Annotated in this window: 17 protein-coding genes; 7 read left to right on the top strand and 10 right to left on the bottom strand. The window is 44.2% G+C overall.

What is annotated here, in order from left to right:
• Positions 1 to 44 precede the first annotated feature (44 nt).
• Positions 45 to 857 (bottom strand): AraC family transcriptional regulator, encoded by an 813-nt coding sequence (locus AC3CKG_RS06110; protein WP_488528995.1) that lies wholly within the window; start codon positions 855 to 857, stop codon positions 45 to 47.
• Between the two features lie 87 nt (positions 858 to 944).
• Here AC3CKG_RS06110 and AC3CKG_RS06115 point away from each other — a divergent pair, with 87 nt between their 5' ends.
• Positions 945 to 1,187: a hypothetical protein gene (locus AC3CKG_RS06115; protein WP_488528996.1), complete on the top strand. Its 243-nt coding sequence runs from the start codon at positions 945 to 947 to the stop codon at positions 1,185 to 1,187.
• Between the two features lie 55 nt (positions 1,188 to 1,242).
• Entirely contained in the window at positions 1,243 to 1,938 is a 696-nt protein-coding gene (locus tag AC3CKG_RS06120; protein ID WP_281052899.1) for an MOSC domain-containing protein, read from the top strand.
• 91 nt (positions 1,939 to 2,029) lie between these two features.
• Here AC3CKG_RS06120 and AC3CKG_RS06125 read toward each other — a convergent pair whose 3' ends face one another.
• Together AC3CKG_RS06125 and AC3CKG_RS06130 are read right to left on the bottom strand one after the other, a co-directional pair.
• Positions 2,030 to 2,746: a 3'-5' exonuclease gene (locus tag AC3CKG_RS06125; protein ID WP_017108213.1), complete on the bottom strand. Its 717-nt coding sequence runs from the start codon at positions 2,744 to 2,746 to the stop codon at positions 2,030 to 2,032.
• Between the two features lie 5 nt (positions 2,747 to 2,751).
• Positions 2,752 to 4,641, bottom strand: coding sequence for a DUF294 nucleotidyltransferase-like domain-containing protein (locus AC3CKG_RS06130; RefSeq protein WP_102298875.1), 1,890 nt, complete (start codon positions 4,639 to 4,641; stop codon positions 2,752 to 2,754).
• Between the two features lie 150 nt (positions 4,642 to 4,791).
• On the opposite strand from AC3CKG_RS06130, the gene AC3CKG_RS06135 reads away from it, so the two are divergent.
• Positions 4,792 to 5,433: an outer membrane beta-barrel protein gene (locus AC3CKG_RS06135; RefSeq protein ID WP_102298877.1), complete on the top strand. Its 642-nt coding sequence runs from the start codon at positions 4,792 to 4,794 to the stop codon at positions 5,431 to 5,433.
• A gap of 101 nt (positions 5,434 to 5,534) precedes the next feature.
• On the opposite strand, the gene AC3CKG_RS06140 is transcribed toward AC3CKG_RS06135, so the two are convergent.
• From AC3CKG_RS06140 to AC3CKG_RS06150, 3 genes are all read right to left on the bottom strand, one after another.
• Positions 5,535 to 6,725, bottom strand: coding sequence for an amino acid aminotransferase (locus AC3CKG_RS06140; protein ID WP_488528997.1), 1,191 nt, complete (start codon positions 6,723 to 6,725; stop codon positions 5,535 to 5,537).
• 202 nt (positions 6,726 to 6,927) lie between these two features.
• Positions 6,928 to 8,430 (bottom strand): HD-GYP domain-containing protein, encoded by a 1,503-nt coding sequence (locus AC3CKG_RS06145; protein WP_281052900.1) that lies wholly within the window; start codon positions 8,428 to 8,430, stop codon positions 6,928 to 6,930.
• Between the two features lie 352 nt (positions 8,431 to 8,782).
• Positions 8,783 to 9,082: a hypothetical protein gene (locus AC3CKG_RS06150; protein WP_017111655.1), complete on the bottom strand. Its 300-nt coding sequence runs from the start codon at positions 9,080 to 9,082 to the stop codon at positions 8,783 to 8,785.
• 220 nt (positions 9,083 to 9,302) lie between these two features.
• Here AC3CKG_RS06150 and AC3CKG_RS06155 point away from each other — a divergent pair, with 220 nt between their 5' ends.
• On the top strand, positions 9,303 to 10,706 hold the full coding sequence (locus AC3CKG_RS06155; protein WP_102278437.1) for an aminotransferase-like domain-containing protein: 1,404 nt from the start codon (positions 9,303 to 9,305) through the stop codon (positions 10,704 to 10,706).
• A gap of 191 nt (positions 10,707 to 10,897) precedes the next feature.
• Positions 10,898 to 11,104, top strand: a complete 207-nt coding sequence (locus tag AC3CKG_RS06160) for a hypothetical protein (protein WP_004734707.1) — start codon at positions 10,898 to 10,900, stop codon at positions 11,102 to 11,104.
• A gap of 134 nt (positions 11,105 to 11,238) precedes the next feature.
• Here the strand turns inward: AC3CKG_RS06160 and asnS are convergent, their stop codons facing one another.
• The 3 genes from asnS to AC3CKG_RS06175 form a co-directional block, all read right to left on the bottom strand.
• Complete coding sequence (asnS, locus tag AC3CKG_RS06165; RefSeq protein ID WP_012604218.1) at positions 11,239 to 12,639, bottom strand: asparagine--tRNA ligase; 1,401 nt, start codon at positions 12,637 to 12,639, stop codon at positions 11,239 to 11,241.
• A gap of 281 nt (positions 12,640 to 12,920) precedes the next feature.
• Entirely contained in the window at positions 12,921 to 14,546 is a 1,626-nt protein-coding gene (locus AC3CKG_RS06170) for a methyl-accepting chemotaxis protein (RefSeq protein ID WP_281052901.1), read from the bottom strand.
• Positions 14,547 to 14,857: 311 nt separating this feature from the next.
• The gene (locus AC3CKG_RS06175) at positions 14,858 to 15,283 is read right to left on the bottom strand and encodes an ester cyclase (RefSeq protein ID WP_488528998.1); all 426 of its coding nucleotides are present in this window, start codon (positions 15,281 to 15,283) and stop codon (positions 14,858 to 14,860) included.
• 114 nt (positions 15,284 to 15,397) lie between these two features.
• On the opposite strand from AC3CKG_RS06175, the gene AC3CKG_RS06180 reads away from it, so the two are divergent.
• Positions 15,398 to 16,291: a LysR family transcriptional regulator gene (locus AC3CKG_RS06180; protein ID WP_281052902.1), complete on the top strand. Its 894-nt coding sequence runs from the start codon at positions 15,398 to 15,400 to the stop codon at positions 16,289 to 16,291.
• A gap of 77 nt (positions 16,292 to 16,368) precedes the next feature.
• On the opposite strand, the gene AC3CKG_RS06185 is transcribed toward AC3CKG_RS06180, so the two are convergent.
• Positions 16,369 to 18,693, bottom strand: coding sequence for an FdhF/YdeP family oxidoreductase (locus tag AC3CKG_RS06185; RefSeq protein WP_488528999.1), 2,325 nt, complete (start codon positions 18,691 to 18,693; stop codon positions 16,369 to 16,371).
• Positions 18,694 to 19,294: 601 nt separating this feature from the next.
• Between AC3CKG_RS06185 and AC3CKG_RS06190 the strand changes: the two genes are divergently transcribed.
• Complete coding sequence (locus AC3CKG_RS06190; protein WP_004734714.1) at positions 19,295 to 20,179, top strand: LysR family global transcriptional regulator AcsS; 885 nt, start codon at positions 19,295 to 19,297, stop codon at positions 20,177 to 20,179.
• The last annotated feature ends 26 nt before the right edge of the window (positions 20,180 to 20,205 follow it).

Raw genomic sequence — 20,205 nt, forward strand, 5'->3', positions numbered from 1 at the left:
TCCTCTTTTTGTTTCCCATAGAAGGTGAAAATATAGAGACCTAATTACCTTCTTCGACCATTAAACCGAAACTGTTGTGGCGTTACATCAAAAGACGCCTTAAAAGCTTTAATGTAAGACGAGTCGTTTTGATAACCGACTTGATCAGCAATATTCTGGATTGAGAACTCTTCATCGAGCAAAGATAACGAGTAAATCAGGCGGATTTGTTGTCGCCATAACTGAAATGACGTGTTGAACTCTTTTGAGAATAAGCGCGACAAGGTTCGCTCTGATGCGCCGACTTTCTCTCCCCATTCCTTCAACGAAAAGTCCAGCGTTGGTGCCTCTGTCAGCGCTTCAAAGATAAGCTTTAATCGTCGGTCTTCGGGTAGCAACAATTGATAGGTTTGAACGTTGTCTTTCATGATCTGATCGTGCAATACCGAGAGCAATCGCGATACCTCTTCATCACTCACTAATCCTTCGCACTGTCTGCGAATTTCCTGCAATAACTCATTAAAAAACGGCGTCAGGGTAATGGTTCGAACTTGAGGTTCATACTTAATGCCAAAGGCTGGATTAAGGTAAATACCGACAAACGTCGTATGGCTCAATGCGATAGATTCATGTTGAATCCCTGCAGGCACAAACAAAGCAGAAGTATGGGGCACAAGATGTTGGTAGTGCTCGGTTTTCGTTTGCAATAGGCCTTTGAGTGGGAAGATCACTTGATGCCACGTATGTTTGTGCATTGCATCGACGTAGCCCTTGGGCATATCAATGGTCTTCACTAACGCTGGTGAATTAGGATTAGCGACCATCATCTCATTTGAGGTGATGATTCCGGAGTGAGAATCTATTTGGCGGGTTGGCATGGTTAACTGTCTTTATATCCCTATTCTGACGTGGCGGGGCTAGGCTATCATGCTCGGCAGAGTGAATGAAGTAATGAAGGTACACGTATGCGATATCAAGTTGAAATATCGAAAGAAAACCAACTACTATTCAAAGTTGATATTGAAGGTATTAACCAAAACAAGTGCGAAGCATCGCTCGAAACCGTGTTAACTAAGTTTCCGAAAACTGAAGGTTATCAGCGTCATGTATTGGTTTCCGACAGCGAAATACGTTACTTAAAAAGCACAGAACACACCATGGAAGTACTGGCGGCGATTCCGGTATTTGAATCACTGGGCGAGCAATAAGTTGGCTTTATCTTGTATAACACAGTAAATAAGTTTCAGGTAAGAAGGAAGAGATATGAAGAAGTTAGGCGTAGTAAATAGCGTATTGGCTGGCAAAACCGTTACTTTTGCGCACGGTGCAAACAGTGCCATTGATAAGCAGGTTTTGTCGGAGCGCCAGCACGCCACAGAGCTGGGTTTTACCAATGATGAACAAGGTGATCCTCGCTTTCATGGCGGTATTCAAAAAGCTCTTCATATCTACCCGAGCGAGCACTACCCAGTTTGGCAGCGAGAACTGGGTGACAAAGACATCTTCCAATCTGCAGGCGCATTTGGCGAGAACCTAAGCTCAAGCGGTATTACAGAACAATCCATTTGCTTGAAAGATAAGGTGCGTATTGGATCAACTCTATTGGAAGTCTCACAGGGGCGTATGCCTTGTTGGAAGCTCAATGTACGATTCGACCAAAACGATATGGCAAGAAGACTGCAAGACACACTTCGAACTGGCTGGTACTTCCGAGTCTTGGAAGAAGGCGATATTGGCGCAGGTGACGAGATCATTCTGTGTGAAAGACCTTACCCAGATTGGTCGCTCGCTCGTATCATGGGCTCGGTATTTACGGGCAGTCTTGATAGAGAAGAATTAAGTCAGATGGCTGACCTTCCGTTAGTCGAATCTTGGGGGGCACTCGTTGCGCGACGTCTTGAAACCGGCGAAGTCGAAGATTGGGAGATGCGTTTAGTTGGTCCTACAGCAGCATCATAAGCCTGGATGACAAAAAGCAATAAAGCCCACTAATGGAAGTTAGTGGGCTTTATGTTTATACGTTCAGTTTAACGTCAGTCTTAATTGGCAACTAGAGCCAGAAGTTCTTCAAAGGCATCTCAGAGTCAAAGTGGTGAGCGATCTGCGCTTGGAGTAGCTCTGCTGTCGCTATGGCATCGGTTAGCGCGTGGTGTGGCGTGTAGTCGGGCAGGTGATATCGACGACGACTCTGCCCCAATCTCACTGAAGCAGGTTTCTTACCTTTTAGCTTATTCCACAAGCCGCCAGCCAGTTTGTTCTGGATCTGAGATTCAATCTCGAGTGTGTCGAGGACTGGAAACTCAATCCCTTCACCAAGTCGTACTTTCAATGCATTGTCCAAGAAATCGCGTTCGATACGACGATAGTGAACCACTGGGATATGTCCTGCCATTGACTCTAAGATCTCGCCTAGCACTTCGCTAAGATCTGGCGCATCAATGATGTCATTGTGAGTGATGCCATGAATCACAACAGACTCTTCTTCCAGCTTCTGTTTTGGTCTTAGCGTCCAGTGTTTGGCTTGTCGCAAGTAGATGCGATTGAGTGTAAAGGGCACTAAACCAATGGTAATGATGCCGTCTTTGTTTGGGTTTAACCCCGTGGTTTCAAAGTCGACAGCCAAGAAGGTCACTTCTGAAAGTGGCGTATCAGGCGCAGGAAGAGGTTGGCTATAAAAGTGCTTTAAGCGGTCGTCTCGCGCGCGTTCGAGTTTCTGAGCAAACTTAAATGGCCAATCGACCGCAGGTGATCTGAATAGTTTGTTCATAAGCCCTACTTAAACTTATTGCTAGCTTGATAACGGAACTTAAGGAAGTTTTGCGCATTACTTAAAATTTGGAATGCGTCCTTTAGATTGCGTCGTTCGAAGTCAGATAAGTTCTCTGGTTCAATGTTGTTATCAGGCTCGATATTGTTATCAACATCGTGCGCTTGGTGACGAATACGAACCAAAGAGATGAACTCCATGGCGTCTTTCAAATCCTGCGCTCTGCCTTTAGGCAAAATACCGGCATCGATAATATCGTCCAAACGTTCAAATGAGTTTTTCGAACGAGAAGCTACCGCTAAAGAGTGAACACGAATCAAGTCTGCGAGTGGCGCAGTGCCACGACGTTTAAGGTTGATCGAGTTGTTATGACGGCCATCTTTCTCCATTACGAAATCTTTGAAAAAACCCAGAGGCGGTGTGCGGTTGAGCGCGTTACGAGCAAGACACGCCAAGAAGCGATTGTTCTTACGGGCACGTCGAACAATAAAGCTATTCAATTGCTCAGCCCATTTCAAGCGGCCATACACGCCATCTAAATCAAAGAAGATAGAGGCGTTCAGCAGTGCTTTCGGGTTTGGATCATCAATCCAATCGGCAAAGCATTCTTCCCATTGTCGACGTGTCATACGCCAAGTAGGGTTCGTCGCCATGATGTCACCAGTACAGTAAACATAGCCACACTGGTCTAAGCCGTCACAAATGAACTTTGAAAGTTCTTCAAAGTACTTGCCGTGCTTTTTCTCATCGTAGGTGTCATCAAGAATGATGGCGTTATCTTGGTCTGTGACCAGCAACTGTTCGTCACGTCCCATAGAGCCAAGAGCAAGGAAACAATACGGGATTGGCGCTTTACCGAGTTTCTCTTCACCTAGTTCGATAATACGTTGTTTAAAGCTGCGTCCGATTACCGACATTGCAGTACCCACCATGTGGGCATTTGCATCTTCATTAACCAAGCGTACAAAGCTGTCTTTCACTTGTTCGGAAAGCACTTTCAGGTCTTCGATACTTTGTTGCTGGAAGATGCTGCTTACCAATAACAGCGAGTTTTGAGATTCGTAACGTACGATATCGGTCGCTTCGATAATACCAATCGGCTTCTTATCTTTTAGCACTGGTAGGTGATGCACGTTGTAGCGAAGCATGGTCATCATAGCTTCGTATACATAGGCATTATGGTCGAGTGAGATAACCTCTGGTGTCATTACGCTGGAGACTTCATCCGATGGATCGAGACCTTCAGCAAGTACACGTGTACATAAATCACGATCGGTAATAATACCGATAACGGGTGTCGAATCATCCTCTTCGTCTTCAACGATATCTGGGTCGATAATCAGTAGGGAAGAGACGTTATCTTCGGCCATCATGGTGGCAGCTTGCTGAATCGTACGCGTTTTCTCGATCATCGGTGCTTCACTGGTGAGCAGTGTTTTAACCTTGGATGTCGTTAAATCGTTGGCGTCGTTGCTGTCTAAGTTAGCCTGACGCAGTCGCGCATTATCTTCTACTTCGACAAAGTCAGCGAATGAATCATAGTTGTCATAAAGTTCTTGGAAAATAGGCTCAGGGATACAGTAGAGCAGGGTGTCTTCTGTTGCCTTAACAGGGAAGCGAACTTTGTTGTTGGTGAGTAGTCCCATTTGGCCGAACAAGTGGCCTTCATCTAAACGGTTATAGAGTTCACCTTTACGACGATAGACTTCTACTTCGCCGCTTCGAACAATGTAAAGATCATTAATCTGGTCACCAAAGTGAATGATAGGCGTGTCTTGGCGGTAATAAGAAATTTCCACGCTACTGGTCACTTTCACCAACATCTCCTCAGGGAGTTCAGTGAAAGGGGGGTATTGTGCCAGAAAGTTTTGAATCTCTAATAACTCAGCATCCATAATGATCATCCATTAGTTTGTATGATTTCATGGTACAACATTTGATAATATTTTGCCGTCACAAATCAATCTGTGAGCTAAAACCTTTTTAAAGTCTTATGGATAGACTAACCTTTCAATTAATGGAGTGACAGTTGAAGGATGATAGGAATGTCGAAGTGGAAGCTTAGTTTGGTATCTGCAGTTTTTATGTTTTCTCCAAGTCTGTGGGCTGCCACTGACGTTGTGGATATTCTTGATTATGACCATATATACGCCACCGCTCATTCGGGCAGTTTGAATGAAGACGCTGGTGGTAATAATAACGCTTCGTCGTATGGATTAGGTGTCAGTTACTCCATGACGGATGATTGGTTGTTGCTAGGAGACTATAGCGCACGCTTCATCCACCCAGATGACACCACAACTCGAATTGATACGCTTATGCCGGGTGTTGGTTACCGCTACAGCATTAAGAAAGATCTAGATGTGGTGGCTTACTATCTGCTTGGTGTTACTAAGGGTGAAGTTGAAGACAACGACACTAATCGAACTGAATCTTCAGACACGGAGTTTATTCAAGGGGTCAAAGCCGAACTCAACTATGGTTTTGCGAAACGTTGGATTGCTAACGGCAGTGTTCAGGTGAACCGCAGTGACCTGTTTGATGAAGAAATTTACCACGTGGGTTTACGTTATCTCGTGACCAACAAGTTTGCGATTGGTGGCTCTTATCAGCACAGAGATGGCGAAGGTAAGATTCGCAGTGAGCGCACTAACGAGCTAGGTGTAGAGTTTTTCCTAGAGTACTAACTTAGTTAAACCTAATACGTCAAAGACAGACACAAAAAAGCCAGCTTAGTCGCTGGCTTTTGCATATCTATAGGCTTACAAATACAGGTTTCGCTTTACGATTAAAGAACCGCAGCAAGACCTTTACATAGAGGACCCATGTTTGACTTAGTCATACCAGCAACACTGATACGGCCAGAACCAACAATGTAGATAGCGAATTCATCTTTTAGGCGAGTTACTTGCTCTTTGCTTAGACCAGAGAACGAGAACATGCCGTTTTGGCGCTCGATGAATGTGAAGTCAGCGTCTACACCTTCAGATTTCAGTGTCGTTACAAACAGTTCACGCATCTCTTGGATACGATCGCGCATTTCTGCTACTTCTGCTTCCCATTCAGCACGTAGATCAGCATCACCAAGGATGTGAGTCACGACAGCACTGCCGTGCGCTGGTGGGTTAGAGTAGATAGAGCGGATGATGCTCTTAACTTGAGAGAATGCTGTAGTTGCAACGTCTGCTGATTCAGCAACCAGAGTGAATGCACCTACACGTTCGTTGTACAGACCGAAGTTTTTAGAGAACGAGCTCGCCACTAGAATTTCTTTGTTGTACTGAGCAAAGATACGTAGGCCAGCTGCGTCTTCTTCAACACCTTTTGCAAAACCTTGGTAAGCAAAATCGAATAGAGGTAGCAGTTTCTTCTCAGCAACTAGCTTAGCCAGTACTTCCCACTCTTCAGTTGTTGGGTCGATACCTGTTGGGTTATGACAGCAGCCGTGAAGAAGAACGATATCGCCTTCAGAAGCTTTCTCTAGGTCAGCAACCATGCCTGCGAAGTCTTTGTCTTTTGTTTCAGCGTTGTAGTAGCTGTATTGAGCTGTTTCGATACCCGCAGCAGCGAAAACGCCGTTATGGTTAGCCCAAGTTGGGTTACTGATCCAGATTTTTACATTGCCAAGTTGACGCTTGATAAATTCACCCGCAACACGAAGGGCACCTGTACCACCAGGAGCTTGTGCTGTTTTAGCGCGTTGAGATGTTACGATCTCTGCATCTGCACCGAAAAGAAGCTTCTGAACCGCTAGACCGTATTCAGCTGTACCTTCAATCGTTAGGTAAGATTTGGTTTTTTCGTTTTCAAGAAGTGCAGCTTCTGCTTTCTTTACTGTTTTAAGAACCGGCGTTTGACCATCTTCATTTTTGTAAATACCAACACCTAGGTTGATTTTTTCTGCGCGAGAGTCTTTTTTAAACTCTTCAGTAAGGCCGAGGATAGGATCGGCGGGAGCAGCTAACACTTTTTCAAACATAATCTTCATCCATGTCAATTGAGAGGGGATAGTATCTATGGGTAGTTATACCTGTATGGAATTTTTAAGACAATACGAAGTGAACAGAAAGAACAAAAAAAATCCATTTCAATCAGATTAATTGACTAAAGAGGGTATTTGATAACAAAACACCCTACGGATTAACCTATAGGGTGTAAGAAGTTAGTGCTTTTTGAAAGGATTATGCAGGCTGTGTAATGAAGCTTTCTCGCTCAAGTTCACTCACTACATTTTTTCCATCTTTATAGGTGGCAGCGATCTTAACAAACTGCTGTTCAACGGCTAAGAAAGCTTGCACGACTTGAGGATCAAAATGAGAACCATTGCCTTCCAAAATGATTTGCTTGGCTTGCTCGTGAGTAAAGGCTGGCTTGTAGACACGTTTTGAAATCAATGCATCATAAACATCCGCTAAAGCCATTAAACGACCCGAGATTGGAATATCTTCACCAGACAGCTGATTTGGATAACCGCTGCCGTTCCATTTCTCGTGGTGAGTCAGAGATATTTCCTTTGCGACTCTTAAGAAAGAGCTACTTCCTAGCTGTTTTTCTGCAATAGACAACGCTTCAGCACCGATAGCTGGATGACCTTTCATGATCTCAAACTCTTCATCGGCCAATTTGCCCGGTTTCAGTAGGACACTGTCAGGAACACCGACTTTTCCCACGTCGTGAAGAGGCGCAGATTTGTAAAGCAACTCGATGTAGTTTGGTGTTAACAAGCTTGAGTGAGTTTCTGACTTACTGAGCTCTTGTGCGAGCACCTTAACGTACTCTTGGGTTCTCAGAATGTGAGCACCGGTTTCATTGTCTCGAGATTCTGCCAACGCAGACAAGCTTACGATCGCAACATCACGGGTAGTTTTGACTTCGTTTTGTGCTGTTTCGAGGCTATCAAGCATGATGTTGGTCATTGATGCCATTGAGCCAAGCTCGTTATAGCCGAAAATAGGTAGACGCACGCCAGGTTCACCTAGGGTCACTTTATTTAATGCGCACTCTTGGCTAAGGAGAATACGCTTAACGAGCCTGCTCCATAGCGCCATGATGGTTATCGCGTATCCGCCAAGTACTACAGCCAAATAGATGAACTCTTTGATCACGCTGATCTTGCCAGACCCATCCAATAGTCGCTCTGGGTTGTTCTCTAGCCAGAAGATGTCTTTGACCGCAACCATCGTTAACATTGTGGTCAGGGTGATAAGAAGCACGATGACCAAACCAATCATCTGTTTAACTAAAGAGCTTCGCTCGCCAATCAGTTGAAAATCAAACTCTCCAGACGCTTCCATTTTATCCATTTGAGTCAACTTGGCGTTCAATTGGAGAATGGTTCCGGTGAAGAAACCAAATAAGCTCATGCCGAACAGCACTTTCAAATTGCTATCGATGGTGAAGTCGTAGCTTAGGTTGTAGTAGAGCGCGAAAGGGACACTCGCAGTAAAAAAAAGCAAAGTATCGAGCTGTGCGAATCGACCTTGTTCAACTAATGCGTGTTTCGCTAATAGGAAATGGCGAGTTAGCCAAACCAAGACAAAAATGATACTGACTTGAGTGAAAATTTCCAAAGTTGTTAGGGTTTCGAGCATAGGGCATACCCGACTGCCGTAGGTGCCAAAAAGCACGCCAGCGACAACGTATAACTGGGTAGTTAGCGATTGATTATAGTTTGAAGTATCCATCGATAAGCCTTGGTTCAGTTCTTTTTAGGTTCACGTAATTCACACCGGTTTCTCAGGTTTTTGCCCGATTTAAGAAACTCTTTTTGTTTTACGTAAGTCTGATATTGATTCACGAGCTTGGAATTACGAGTTATATGTATAGCTAATGTGAATAAGACCGAGAATTCTATCGATAGCTTTCGTTGATTGATACAAGAAAGTGGATTGCGTGAGTGATTTGTTAACTGGATGGAGGTTATTGCAGCGTTACTATGAAGATACATGAATAGCCTCAATGAGGTTCGAGGCTATTCAGTCGATATATTTGAGCAAAGTCGCGAGTAATTGAGGTCGCTACTTACTTTAAATCAAATTACTTTTTCAAATTGATTTCAGCTTCAATAGAGCTGGTTTCAATGTCAGGGTGAGACGCAAGCTTGTCTGCTGCCCATTGGTTCAGGTGCTTCAAGATAGCAGATACCGCGTGTTTCTCGGTTGGAGCTTGGTCTTGATCTACATCGATTTTTTGCTTTGGATGAGAACCTGTCGCATCTTCAGCAATGTGTAGCCAGTCTGGGTGCCAGTAATATGGCTGGCCACTCGGTGTTGTCCAACTATGAACACCGTTTGACTCTCCTTTGTAACTTAACTGATCTGCTTCTATTTTTTTCATTGTTATCTCGCATGTTTTTTGGGTTACATCAAATTATAGAGGCGTAGAACGAACTTGGCTCCCGCCTTGGTTACAAACTTAGCAAAGCTTACAAAGTTATCTGTGAACTGATTCACACTATTATAGAAATTAGGCTCATTCATATGGATAGCAGCAATAGTTGTTAACGTTAGTGATAAAATCTCCGGCTTATTAGAATTTCTCTAGGTAGTACAATTAGATGGCGCGTTATGAAGAGCTTGCAAAGGATATTCGAACTCAGATCGCTAACAACACGTGGCGTTCAGGCGAGAAGATCCCTTCGGTACGCATGAGTTGTCGCAATTACAACGTCAGTAATAGTACTGTTCTACAAGCTTATCAATTGCTAGAAAGCGAAGGGTGGATCATCGCTAAGCCTCAATCGGGGTATTTTGTTGCGCCTAAAGTCGATGGGGTTGAGCATCAATTAGCACCAGTTCGAGAAAAGAAAGCAATTAATGATCGTTTGTTCGATTTCTTAAAATCCAGCTCGGCTGAAGGCGTGATCCCTTTTGGCTCTGCCTTTCCAGACCCAGATTTGTTCCCTTTACCGACTTTAACTCGAAATCTCGCGAGTGCCGGACGAAAAATGACCGGTGTCAGTGTTATCAATAATCTTCCTCCGGGTAGTGAGTCACTTAGAAGACAAATCGCACAGCGCTATTTGCAGCAAGGTATTACGGTAAATCATCAAGACATCGTGATTACGTCTGGTGCAATGGAAGCGCTTAACTTGAGCCTTCAAACTGTAACCAAGCCAGGTGACTACGTTGTGATTGAGTCTCCTGCATTCTATGGCGCGTTACAGGCGGTAGAGAGGCTAGGGCTTAACCCGATTGAAGTCGATGTTTGCCCAATCAATGGATTGAATATTGAACAGTTTGAAAATGCCCTAAAAAACCAAGACGTGAAAGCGTGTTGGCTGATGACGACTTTTCAGAACCCGACTGGAACAAGTTTGTCTGAAGAAGCGAAGCGCCGCGTGGTAGAGGTTGCTGAACAATACAAAACTTATATTATCGAAGATGATGTTTACGGCGACCTCTATTTCGAAGGGTATAAACCTAAACCGTTAAAAGCATTTGATAAGACAGACTCAGTGTTGCTATGCGGCTCTTACTCTAAGAGCTTATGCCCTGGTTATCGTGTTGGTTGGGTAGTGAGTTCTCGTTTTAATGATGCCATTCAAAAGCTTCAGCTTCTTTCTACCTTATCGAGCAGTGCGCCGGTTCAGCTTGGGGTCGCACACTTTCTCACTCATGAAAGCTACGATAATCACCTTCGTAAATTGCGTAAAAATCTCTTGGTTAGAAAAGAAAAGTTTATTAGCGCTATCAAGCAATACTTCCCCCAATCTATCGAGATTGAAGAGCCTGCGGGCGGTTACTTCGTGTGGATACGTTTCTCTCCTCACTTCGATAGCCAACAATTCCATCAACTCGCGATTGATCAAGGTATTAGTGTCGCATCTGGCGATTTGTTTAGTGAGCAGGGCAGAGTAGACAACGCGATTCGGTTGAATTTCTCTTATGAACTCACTGCAGAGAAAGAGCAAGCGCTGATCCTACTTGGCAAGCTCGCGCATCAACTGATGCACTCTTAAAACAGATTCTCTAACGGCTTATCTCGTTTAACTGTGAGAGAGCAAAAGTCGAAGTTGTTCGTAAAACCTTAAGTCACTCATAAAAAAGACAATGATTGCAACTGTACGGATTGTTTCCGGCGTAACTGTACGCCTAATTGACAAGATAGTTGTGGTTCAATAACGATAGACCAAATATTGGAGATACCGTTATGTTGAAAATGACTATGGGTAACGAAGTTAAGCTGATCATCGTTGCTATTGTGTGTGCACTTCTGTTAATCCTCGGCCACGTATTACTGGCAAAAGCATTCGCTGATATGGCTTGGGCAGAATACACCACTGCCGCAATCCCATTCGTTATGATGGCAATCTGCGGTCTCGCGATAAAATACGCTATCGACCAAGATGTCGATTAGCCTCTGAATAACGACTCTCAGCTGGTGGTAAGCGGAAGTATCCGTCGTCTCGTTTTATTCCGAATATAAAAAAACCTCCGCAAATGCGGAGGTTTTTATTTGTTCTTAACTTTTAAATTCGACTAAGGTTCGAATTAGAAGTTTGCAGAGCGTGGTGTACGTGGGAACGGGATAACGTCACGAACGTTGCCCATACCTGTTACGTAAGATACTAGACGCTCAAAGCCAAGACCGAAGCCAGCGTGAGGCACTGTGCCGTATTTACGTAGGTCGCGGTACCAGCTCATGTGCTCAGGGTCGATACCCATAGCAATCATGCGCTCGTCTAGAATGTCTAGACGCTCTTCACGTTGTGCACCACCGATGATTTCACCGATGCCTGGTGCAAGTACGTCCATTGCTGCAACTGTTTTGCCGTCGTCGTTTAAGCGCATGTAGAAAGCTTTGATGTCTTTCGGGTAGTTCTTAACGATAACAGGTGCTTTGAAGTGCTCTTCAGCTAGGTAACGCTCATGCTCTGAAGACATGTCGATGCCCCACTCAACGTCAAATTCAAATTTCTTACCAGAGTCTAGTAGGATTTGGATTGCGTCAGTGTAGTCAACTTGTGCGAAATCAGCGTCTACGAATTGCTCTAGACGAGTGATTGCTTGCTTGTCGATGCGAGAAGCGAAGAACTCAAGGTCATCGCGGCGCTCTTCAAGAACAGCAGCGAAAACGTACTTAAGCATGTCTTCAGCCAGTTTCGCTACATCGTCAAGGTCTGCAAACGCAACTTCAGGCTCAACCATCCAGAACTCAGCTAGGTGGCGGCTTGTGTTTGAGTTTTCAGCACGGAACGTAGGACCGAACGTGTAAACCTTGCTTAGTGCACAAGCGTAAGCTTCAGCATTAAGTTGGCCAGATACTGTTAGGAAAGTTTCTTTACCGAAGAAATCTTCGTTGAAGTCAACTTTGCCTTCGTCAGTGCGAGGTAGGTTTTCCATGTCTAGCGTAGATACGCGGAACATTTCACCAGCGCCTTCTGCATCAGATGCAGTGATAAGCGGAGCTGAAGTCCAGAAGAAACCTTGCTCGTGGTAGAAACGGTGAATCGCTTGAGATAGACAGTTACGTACACGTGCTACTGCGCCGATCACGTTAGTACGTGGGCGTAGGTGAGCAACTTCACGAAGGTATTCGATAGAGTGACGTGTCTTAGCCATTGGGTAAGTGTCAGCGTCTTCCACCCAGCCTACAACTTTAACGTCAGTTGCTGCTAGTTCGAAGTCTTGACCTTTCGCAGGAGACTCAACAATCTTACCTGTTACTTCAACAGAGCAGCCAGTAGTTAGCTTTAATACTTCGTCTTCGTAATTATTAAGATTATTAGGAACCACGGCCTGAATCGGGTCGAAACAAGAGCCGTCATAAATGGCAAGGAAAGAGATTCCAGCTTTGGAATCACGACGTGAACGGATCCAGCCGCGAACAGTTACTTCACTGTCTACCGCTAGCTTGCCGCCAAGTACGTCTGTTACAGGCGCGTAAGTCATGTTGATTTCATTCTCCATTGAGGGACAAATTCAACTCAAAGTCTCTAGCATTGCAGCAAATAAACCGTTATTTGAACAATAATTAGCCGAAACATTGAGTTGTATAAACTTTTTAAATCGATTGAACATATTACCTGTCATACAGACAGCTTCAACCTTTATTCTTGCTCGGCGAAAGAAATATTTTGTCTATCGAGGATAAAAGCCAATAAGGGCTGATTTTTTGCTCTATTTTCTACTTTGTCACACCAAAAAATTGTCTCTTTGGTCTCAATTGAATACTAATTTTTACGGTTTCCAGTGTTGGCGAGCGTGAATTGATTAATCAGTGACTCGAGATGATCAGACAGCTCTTCTAAATCGTTACTGATCCCGCGTGTTTCTCCTGCCGACTGCGAGGTATCATTGGCATGAGAAGTAATGGTTTCGACTTTGTGTTGAACATCTTTGGTCGCGAGTGTTGTGGATTGTGTTTGCTGTTGAATATTTTGAGCATGAGCGAGCACTTGTTTCATCTCTTCGACCACCCCGTTCATATCGTGGGACAGGGCATCAATATCTGTTGAGCTTTGATGAGCTTGCGCACAAACACGGTCAGCAGAAGTCAGAGACTCCTCACTGCCTTGTTGGAATTGGTGAATGATCGATTCAATATTACCCGTAGCTTCAGCCGTTCGTGAGGCGAGGTTGCGAACTTCATCAGCAACGACAGCAAAACCTCGACCTTGCTCTCCTGCTCGTGCCGCTTCGATCGCAGCATTGAGCGCCAATAAATTGGTTTGTTCAGCAATGCCACGAATAACACTCAATATAGAGGACACTTCGCCCGTTTGTTCATTGAGCGTGAGTATTTTGTGTTTCACCTCTTCAATACTGGTCACCAAGTTTTTAATTTCGCTGCTCGCACCGTGCGCTTGATTGGCACTTTTACACGCGACATCTGCGGTGTGATTGATCAACTCGGATGCTGTTGATGTTGCTTGCTCTACATTCACTTGTTGCGCTTGTATCCCCTCCACATTGTGTTGAACTTCAGCGGTTTCATTCTGTTGATCGCTGGCGGCTTGTTCTGTGATTTGGGCAACACTGGTCAACTGGTTAGCAGAAGCATTGAGCTTATATGAGGTGTCTTGTACTTTGACTAAGCTGTCTGAAACCGTCCCCATAAAAGAGTTTATAGAACTCGCTAAAGTACCTATTTCATCGTTACTTTGTTCAGGTAGTCGAGTGGATAGATTTTTATCTTTGCTGACTTGTGTCATGAAGTTTGAAGTCTGCTGGAGAGGGCGAACAATAATTTTACGAATTAACCCCATCGTTAGTACAAAACCAACGAAGGAAATCACCGCCATAATGCCAATGGCCGCCATGGTTTGAGTGTTAATCAATGAATTGACATGGTTTAGGTTGTATTCAAGGCGTATTGCGCCAAGGACTTCACCTTCAGGTGCCATATGGCAAGCGACACAATTGGTTCCACGGTAGTTTTCACTCGACTTCATCGGTAGGGCGATAACTAAGCCTTTACCCCATTCGGCAGAGAAAGTCTCAATAATGGTTTCACCAGCCAGTGCCCGTTTATCTATATCATCAACCGGTTTCTGATTCTCGCTACCCGGCCCGTAGAGCTTACTGACTGCATCAGCACGTAGTACTCGTACGTTTTCAATCCCTTCTTGAGCTAATGCTTTTTGACGTAACGTTTCTTTTTGCGCCATCGTGCCGGTGAGCATCATCATATTGAGGCTATCGAAATAGTTGCTGGCTTTATCATGAAGTTGTTCACTCAATACTGAGTTAACCAGTTGTTTTTGCTGTGAGTATTGAAAATACGTCGATATGACGAGCAGGAATGTGAATACGATGGCGAGAGCCACTAGGATTTTGACAGTGATTGTTGAGCGCATAGGGTAGTCGGTTTTTATTATTTATAATGACGCGCATACTTTAACGGGAAGACCATCTACTCCCTATGGGGTATAACGAATTGTGTGACCACACTCCGGTTGTGGTTATGTTTCTGTGATGTAGCGAGTTTGTGACTGTGTTCTTTAGGGTTTGAACGGGAGTCTATCTTTCAATTTAAAGTGTATGAAAGGCATCAGGAAAGCACATGACTTTGAAAACGCCGGTTCTTAAAAGGCACCTAATAGATGCCTCCGTCTTAGTATTATTCAATCGGGCATAACAGCGAAGTCGCTATCATTCCCGTGATTGTTTAGTTGGTTAGCTTTAAGCCCAGTTGAAGTGCCATGCTTAACTCATTTCGTTCAACAATCTCCTCAACGACTTTGCCTTCATCATTGAATCGGAAGTAAGTCAGACTAGTCCAAGTAACGTTCTCGCCATTCAGTTGGTAGCCTTTCCACTCATCAGCACCTTTTGCACGATGAGTGAGCGCAACAACAACTTGATGGCCGTCCTCTACGATTTTTTGAAATGTTGTTTCCAGTGATTCATATCGGTCAGTAACATGAACTTTTAACATTGCTTCGAACTCAATGATACCGTTTATTATCTTGTTGCAATCGGGTCGGTGGATCATTGTATCTTGAGCAAAGTATTCGCCAACACGGTGAGTCTGTTTACCGTCTACACAGTACTTAAAGTAGTCTTTTACAGTTTGAACTTGCTTACTTGTCATGGCTTCTATCCTTATGTTTGTTGAGTACAAACAATCTAATTGAACCCCATTGTCTTGAGTAGATCCCATTTAGTGGATAGTCTGTCGACAATATGTAAACAGCAGGGTGGGGCCATGAACGTTCTAACGTCCATTAAGTCATTTATTGTGACTGTTGAGGAAGGCAGTTTTACGCGTGCTGCTAAGAAGATCGGAGTATCAAAATCTTTGGTCAGTCGACATGTTAGGGAACTGGAAACTTATCTCAATACCCGCTTATTGAATCGATCTACCAAGTCACTGTCTTTAACTGAGTCAGGCCGTCGCTATTTTAATGAGGCTCACGGATTAGTCGACCGAATTGAAGACTTAAATGATTCGTTGAGATTTGATAGCTCTGAAATGGTTGGCGCTTTGAGTGTAATGGCACCCAAAGGTCTCACTGAGATCATGTTAATGCCTTTCATTTTAGAATTTTCTGATAAATATCCGGATTTGAATATGAACCTGATGCTTTCGGATGACGTTCAAGATCTCGCAACGGTCGGCTATGACATTGCGATTCGTTCTGGTGATTTGGTTTCGAAAGACTTAGGAATGATCGCACGCACCATCATTGTTAATCAGAATTTGGTTTGTGCTTCACCTAAATATTTGGCTAATCGCTCAGAGATCGAAACTCCTAGTGATTTAGTGAATCACCGCATAATTGAAGATCCAAACCTTAAGAATGATGGTGTGTGGCGGTTCGAGTTTTACGGGGCTTTCCTTGATGTAAACCTAAAGCCAAGCCTTACCGTAAACAGCGTGCAAGCAGTAAAGGTCGCCGTTCGTTCAGGTTATGGCATTGCAATGCTGCCAAGGCAATTAGCCCAAGAAGATCTAGAGTCTGGGGAAATGGTGGAAATCCTGCCGCAGTATGCGCTTAAAGACAGGACTGTCTACGCACTTTACCGAGAGCGAGTGAATACGCCGCGCAAAGTGAAGGTGTTTATTGATGAGTTATGCGAATACTTTTCTTGTTGTTGAATATACTAGCCAAGCGTCAATATTAAAATCCACCTGCCAAAACAGGTGGATTTTTACTTTCAGTTGTCTATTGAGAGTTAGCTGACGGTTGAAAGGGGAATGGCGTCAGAGATTGATTTCTCTAATCTGATGGCGATAAATTTCGAGGTAGGGGTAAAGGTTCGCTCGCCATAGCTGTCTAAAGGAACCAGAGGGTTGGTTTCAGGATAGTAAGCCGCCGCCTGCCCCTGTGGAACGTCATAAGCCACCAAGGTAAACCCTTTCACTTTTCTCGTTACACCATCTTCCCAAAGCGACACCATATCGACCTTGTCACCCGGGTTAAAACCGAGCTTCAATATATCGGCTTCATTGATAAACAAAACTTCGCGCATACCAAAGACACCGCGATAACGGTCATTCAAGCCATATAACGTGGTGTTGTATTGGTCATGGGAACGCATGGTTTGCAAGATCAGATCGGGTTTATTATCACCCTGTAACACCGCTTCATTAATCAGTTGTTTTGGCAGTTCATTGGAGCCAAATTGTGCTTTGCCACTGAGGGTGTTCCATTGACGATTTGCGGCAGGATTGACTAAATGAAATCCACCCGGATTTGCCAGTTTCTGATTGAAGTCAGTAAAGCCCGGAATCGTATCTGCAATGAGATCTCGAATATGCCCATAATCTTGAATGACCCAATTCCAATCGATTGGATGGCTGCCCAGTGTGGCATTAGCAATACCCGCGACAATGGCTGGTTCAGAACGTAAATGCTCTGATCGAGGTTCGAGCTGTCCGTAAGAAATGTGAACCATGCTGAAGGTATCTTCTACGGTGATGCCTTGTGGCCCATTAGCTTGTGTATCGATTTCCGTACGTCCCAAACATGGCAGAATCAGGGCATCTTGACCGGTAACAAGGTGAGAGCGATTGAGTTTGGTTGAGATATGAACGGTTAGGTCACAATTTTTCATCGCCAGATGCGTGCGAGGAGTATCGGGTGTGGCTTGCGCAAAATTACCACCTAAACCAATAAAGACTTTAGAGCGTTTTTCTTCCATCGCTTTAATCGCTTGTATGGTGTTGTGGCCTACATCACGTGGGGCATTGAAATTAAAGCGGCGTTCTATGCTATCTAGAAATTGGTTTGAGGGTTTTTCATCGATACCCATCGTACGATCGCCTTGGACATTACTATGTCCCCTAACAGGTGATAGCCCAGCACCCGGCTTACCAACGTTGCCGCGCAACAATTGCACATTGGCTACTTCTTTGATGGTTTGTACTGAATGACGATGTTGTGTTAGCCCCATAGCCCAACACATGATCACTTTTTCTGAACGGCGGTACATGTCAGCAACCATTTCTATTTCGCTTAAAGCTAACCCCGATTGTTCAGCGATATGTTCCCATGTCGTCGCATCAACTTCTGCTAAGTATTCTTCAATACCTGTGGTGTGTTCGCTGATGAATTGACGATCAAATATAGCTTTTCCTTCGGTTGCGAGCGCATCACGCTCCCATTGCAGCAAATATTTAGCCATCCCACGAAAGACCGCCATATCGCCACCTAATGCTGGTCTTAAATAAGCTGTATTAGTTGGTTTTGAACCATTGCTTAACATTTCAACCGGAACTTGAGGATTTTGGAAACGTTCAAGTCCACGTTCTTTCAATGGGTTGAAACAGATCACCTGCGCACCGCGTTTTACCGCTTCACGCAATGGTTCAAGCATGCGGGGGTGGTTAGTGCCTGGGTTTTGCCCGAGTACAAAGATTGCGTCTGCTTTTTCAAAGTCGTCAAAAATCACGGTTCCTTTGCCCACACCGACCGTATCTTTCATGCCAATTGCACTGGCTTCGTGGCACATGTTTGAACAGTCTGGGAAGTTATTTGTTCCAAACGCACGGACGAAGAGTTGGTATAAGAACGCCGCTTCATTACTGGCTCGACCCGAGGTATAAAATTCAGCTTGATGTGGTGAGTCGAGTTGCTTCAAATGCTTGGCTACGAGCGAGAATGCTTCGTCCCACGCGATAGGAATGTAGTGGTCGGATGCAGCGTCGTACTTCACCGGATGGGTTATTCGGCCTTGGTATTCCAGCCAGTAATCTGTTTGTGATGACAAGGATGTTACGCTGTGTTCAGCGAAAAAATTAGGGTCCACAAATCGATTTGTGGCTTCCCAGTTCACGGCTTTTGCACCGTTCTCACAGAAGTTCACTTTACTGCCTTGTGGGGATTCACCCCATGCGCATCCCGGGCAATCAAAACCACCGTTTTGATTCGTTTTAAGCATTGTTCGAATGTTTTTGATGGCGTTTTCGCTGCCCCACCAACTCTTAGTGACGGCTCTTAACGCGCCCCAACCACCAGCAGGACCTTTATATTTTTTTATCTGTTCTTTTTGGCTCACAACTGCACTCCTCGCACGTGGGAACGGCAGTAAACAAGGGAACCGGTAAAAACAGGCGCGTTATAAAAATAAGGCGGGAGTAAAACGGTTTTGATTATTTGATGTCGATACCTGTTTACTGCTTTGAAAATTCAGAAATAGATTGGCTGTTTTTTTTGCCATGATCTAAATCAAAGGTTATGTCGTTAAGGGGCGGTGCGTCCAATTGATATTGCCGACTAAGTGATAAATAGAATCTATCATGGCGAGTAAATATGGAAAGTATCGCTTTTGTCACAGTGATAAATAGACTTGTTACAGTGATAAATAGAATTTATTAGCCAGTGCGATGTGAGTTCTATTTTATGAGAGATTCGTCGAGCGGCCTTGGTATAGCTGAGTCTTCCATGATAGTTGCTGTCTATCACGCTATAGATAATTTAGATTTGACCTGTATTTAAATTAGGCATACCTTGATTTAAATCAAAAAATACCGTTTTATTTTGGCTGTTGCTTTACAGATTGAATCATTTCCCGTGATAGCTCTTTTCAATCACAGAGAACAGTGAGTGCACGACGAACGCGAAGACGACGCTTCATTTCAAGGTTTTACTAATCATTCATGGATATAAAACAACTTAAGTATTTAATCGCTTTAGATCAAACGAAACACTTTGGTCAGGCTGCGACACTTTGCCATATTACTCAGCCTACGTTGTCGATGAGGATAAGGCGTTTAGAAGAAGAGTTAGACCTCGAGTTGATTTCAAGAAGTCAACGTTTTGAAGGGTTTACCGAAGCGGGCGAACGTATATTGGCTTGGGCAAAGACGGTCTTAGCGGCTCATGACGGCTTACAAGCTGAAGCGGCTAACTGCCGTGGTCAACTGGTCGGCTCGCTAAGAGTTGGCATGGTGCCTTTAGCTAGCCAAAACCCAATGCAGTTGATTAAGCCTTTAGCAGAAAAATTCCCTGAACTTCGTTTTCAAATTTTGTCGATGACATCTGAGCAGATCATCGACCAGCTCAATCGTAACCAACTTGATTTAGGCATGTGTTACACCGACCAGATCAATACGGCTTATTTTGACGTTATAGAAATGAACTCGACGGATTTAGGCATTCTGTATGACAGCCGATTCTTTGATTTTGCTGAGTCGGAAGTCTTATGGGAATCACTCAATAGCATTCCTTTGGGGCTTTTGTCTAAAGGCATGCATTATCGTCATTCGATTGATTTGAGCTTCGGTAGTAAAGGCCTAGTTCCGCAGACTTTGATTGAAAGTAACTCTACGTTTCATCTTATCCAAGCCGTCACCAGTGGCTTGTGCTGTGCTGTTATGCCGCTTAACTCAGGATTGGAAGAGCTCAACGAACAACTGCGTATCGTACCGATAGAAAAAGCCGTGGTGCATTCGCCTCTCGGTCTACTTAAGCGTAAACAAGAACCTTATTCGGCACTCACTGATCAATGCTTTGCTGAAGCAAAACACTTGTTTAACCAGTGATATTTATTTAATCAGTAACATTTTCA

Source organism: Vibrio sp. QJM3NY_15 (genome assembly GCF_057785995.1).

Excerpts from the sequence above, each read along its gene's own strand:
- AC3CKG_RS06110 (WP_488528995.1), bottom strand. The coding sequence starts at position 857 with ATGCCAACCCGCCAAATAGATTCTCACTCCGGAATCATCACCTCAAAT.
- AC3CKG_RS06115 (WP_488528996.1), top strand. The coding sequence starts at position 945 with ATGCGATATCAAGTTGAAATATCGAAAGAAAACCAACTACTATTCAAA.
- AC3CKG_RS06120 (WP_281052899.1), top strand. The coding sequence starts at position 1,243 with ATGAAGAAGTTAGGCGTAGTAAATAGCGTATTGGCTGGCAAAACCGTT.
- AC3CKG_RS06125 (WP_017108213.1), bottom strand. The coding sequence starts at position 2,746 with ATGAACAAACTATTCAGATCACCTGCGGTCGATTGGCCATTTAAGTTT.
- AC3CKG_RS06130 (WP_102298875.1), bottom strand. The coding sequence starts at position 4,641 with ATGGATGCTGAGTTATTAGAGATTCAAAACTTTCTGGCACAATACCCC.
- AC3CKG_RS06135 (WP_102298877.1), top strand. The coding sequence starts at position 4,792 with ATGTCGAAGTGGAAGCTTAGTTTGGTATCTGCAGTTTTTATGTTTTCT.
- AC3CKG_RS06140 (WP_488528997.1), bottom strand. The coding sequence starts at position 6,725 with ATGTTTGAAAAAGTGTTAGCTGCTCCCGCCGATCCTATCCTCGGCCTT.
- AC3CKG_RS06145 (WP_281052900.1), bottom strand. The coding sequence starts at position 8,430 with ATGGATACTTCAAACTATAATCAATCGCTAACTACCCAGTTATACGTT.
- AC3CKG_RS06150 (WP_017111655.1), bottom strand. The coding sequence starts at position 9,082 with ATGAAAAAAATAGAAGCAGATCAGTTAAGTTACAAAGGAGAGTCAAAC.
- AC3CKG_RS06155 (WP_102278437.1), top strand. The coding sequence starts at position 9,303 with ATGGCGCGTTATGAAGAGCTTGCAAAGGATATTCGAACTCAGATCGCT.
- AC3CKG_RS06160 (WP_004734707.1), top strand. The coding sequence starts at position 10,898 with ATGTTGAAAATGACTATGGGTAACGAAGTTAAGCTGATCATCGTTGCT.
- asnS (WP_012604218.1), bottom strand. The coding sequence starts at position 12,639 with ATGACTTACGCGCCTGTAACAGACGTACTTGGCGGCAAGCTAGCGGTA.
- AC3CKG_RS06170 (WP_281052901.1), bottom strand. The coding sequence starts at position 14,546 with ATGCGCTCAACAATCACTGTCAAAATCCTAGTGGCTCTCGCCATCGTA.
- AC3CKG_RS06175 (WP_488528998.1), bottom strand. The coding sequence starts at position 15,283 with ATGACAAGTAAGCAAGTTCAAACTGTAAAAGACTACTTTAAGTACTGT.
- AC3CKG_RS06180 (WP_281052902.1), top strand. The coding sequence starts at position 15,398 with ATGAACGTTCTAACGTCCATTAAGTCATTTATTGTGACTGTTGAGGAA.
- AC3CKG_RS06190 (WP_004734714.1), top strand. The coding sequence starts at position 19,295 with ATGGATATAAAACAACTTAAGTATTTAATCGCTTTAGATCAAACGAAA.